This window comes from Dietzia sp. B19 (assembly GCF_014145155.1).
GTDB lineage: Bacteria > Actinomycetota > Actinomycetes > Mycobacteriales > Mycobacteriaceae > Dietzia > Dietzia natronolimnaea.
In genome coordinates this window covers 1-2093 of sequence record NZ_JAALED010000302.1, presented here as the reverse complement: position 1 = coordinate 2093, position 2093 = coordinate 1, and the positions used below count along the sequence as shown (strand labels likewise).

The 2093-nt window shown below is 70.1% G+C and carries 3 protein-coding genes; all 3 read left to right on the top strand.

Features of this window, described 5'->3' with window-relative positions; genetic code table 11:
* Positions 1–161: 161 nt before the first annotated feature.
* The gene (locus G6020_RS09305; RefSeq protein WP_179525994.1) at positions 162–782 is read left to right on the top strand and encodes a histidine phosphatase family protein; all 621 of its coding nucleotides are present in this window, start codon (positions 162–164) and stop codon (positions 780–782) included.
* A gap of 3 nt (positions 783–785) precedes the next feature.
* On the top strand, positions 786–1397 hold the full coding sequence (locus G6020_RS09300) for a TlpA disulfide reductase family protein (protein WP_182610418.1): 612 nt from the start codon (positions 786–788) through the stop codon (positions 1395–1397).
* A partial coding sequence (locus G6020_RS09295) for a cytochrome c biogenesis protein CcdA (RefSeq protein ID WP_182610417.1) occupies positions 1394–2093 on the top strand: 700 nt, incomplete at its 3' end. The genes G6020_RS09300 and G6020_RS09295, both read left to right, overlap by 4 nt.

The following is a 2093-nucleotide window of genomic DNA, read 5'->3' as shown; positions in this document are numbered from 1 at the left end:
CGGCCACCGCGCGCCCCGCGGAGGCCTCCGCCCCGCAGCAGCAGGAGGGGGCCGAGGCGTACGGGGCCGCGCCGGGAACGATCTCCGCTCCGGGCGAGCCGGTCTCGTCGTCGTCGTCGGCACCTCGTGACTCGTCGGCCCGCGGGACCGAGACGCAGACCATCGTCCACCTGGTCCGCCACGGAGAGGTGCACAACCCTGACGGAGTGCTGTACGGCCGACTGCCGGGTTTTCGGCTCTCCGAGCTGGGGCGCAGTCAGGCCGAGACCGTGGCCCGCACGCTCGGGCAGGGGCACGACATCGTGTCGATCGTGGCCTCGCCGCTGCAGCGCGCCCAGGAGACCGCCGCCCCGTTGGCCGAGGCGTTGGGCCTGCCGGTGGGGATCGACGCCGACATCATCGAGGCAGACAACCGCTTCGAGGGCAACAAGGTCGGCGGCCGGGGCGGGGCGCTGCGCAACCCGCGGTACTGGCCGATCCTGGTCAACCCGCTGCGGCCCTCGTGGGGTGAGCCGTACCTGCAGATCGCGCACCGGATGATCGGGGCCGTGTACTCCACGCTCGACACCGCCCGCGGCCACGAGGCGGTACTGGTGAGCCACCAGCTGCCCGTGTACACCACGCGACGGTTCCTCGAGGGCCGCCGACTGTGGCACGACCCCCGTTCGCGGCAGTGTTCGCTGGCCTCGATCACCTCTCTGGTCTTCGAGGGCACCACGCTGCGTGACATCGTCTACACCGAACCGGCGGGTGCGTCCGACCCGTCGCAGACAGGAGCCTGAGCCATGCGTCACCCCAAGACCGCCCTCGGCGCCCTACTCCTCGCAGTCGCCCTCGCCACCGGTGCGTGCGCAACCAGCACGGACGCGGTGGTGACGGGCCCCGAGACGTTCGAGTTCGTCAGCCCGGACGGCCAGCTGGAGATCAACTACGATCCCCCATCCGAGCGCAAACCTGTCGCGACTCTCACCGGCCCGGATCTGATGGACCCCGATCGCACGCTCAACGTCCAGGAGGACTTCGAGGGGCAGGTCGTGATCCTCAACCTGTGGGGCCAGTGGTGTGGCCCGTGTCGCGCCGAGTCCGACGACCTGCAGCGGTTGCAGGACGAGTTCGAACCGCAGGGCGCGACCGTGTTCGGCATCAACCTTCGGGACCCTAACCGGCAGAAGCCCGTCGACTTTGTGGAGGACAACGGCATCACGTTCCCCTCGATCTGGGATCCGAGCAACGCCGCGGTGGCCGCACTGCGCGGCTTCCCGACGTCCGTCGTCCCGGCGACGATCATCCTGGACAAGCAACACCGGGTCGCCGCCGTGTACCTGGCCGAGATCACCGATGATAAGCTGCGGGACACCGTGTCCGCGATCCTGGCCGAGGAGGTCGAGCCGGTGTGAACCCGGAGATGATCCTTCTCGCGCAGAGCGTGGGCGAGACCTTCCAGCAGACCGTGGCCAGCGGCCCGATCCTGCTGGCGCTGGGCGCATGTGTCCTGGCAGGGCTCGTGTCCTTCGCCTCGCCGTGCGTGATCCCACTTGTGCCCGGCTACGTGGCGTACCTGGCCAGTGTCGTGGGCGCCGACCGTCCCCCGGTCACCGTTGCCGCCGCGGAGCGCCAACGAGCCGCCACGGCGACGATGACCCTGGAGGAACGCCGCACCCGCCGTTCCTCGCGTACGCGGGTTGTGGTGGCATCGCTGCTGTTCGTGGGCGGGTTCACCGTGGTCTTCGTGGCGCTCAGCGCCATGGTGCTGGGCACCGTGCAGTACCTGGCGCCCCAGCAGGAGTTGCTGCAGCGCCTCGGCGGCGTGGTGACGATCCTGATGGGGCTCGTCTTTATCGGTCTCGTGCCCACCCTGCAGCGGGATACGCGCATGCAGCCCAAGGCGCTTTCGACGTGGGTCGGCGCGCCGATGCTGGGCGCCGTCTTCGCGCTGGGCTGGACGCCGTGCCTCGGCCCGACGTTGGCCGCGGCGCTCTCCGTGGCCGCGGGCACGGGTGTCGACGCCGCCCGGGGTGTGTTGCTGATCGTCGCGTACTGCCTGGGTCTGGGGCTGCCCTTCGTATTGGTGGCCTTCGGTTCCACCTGGGCGA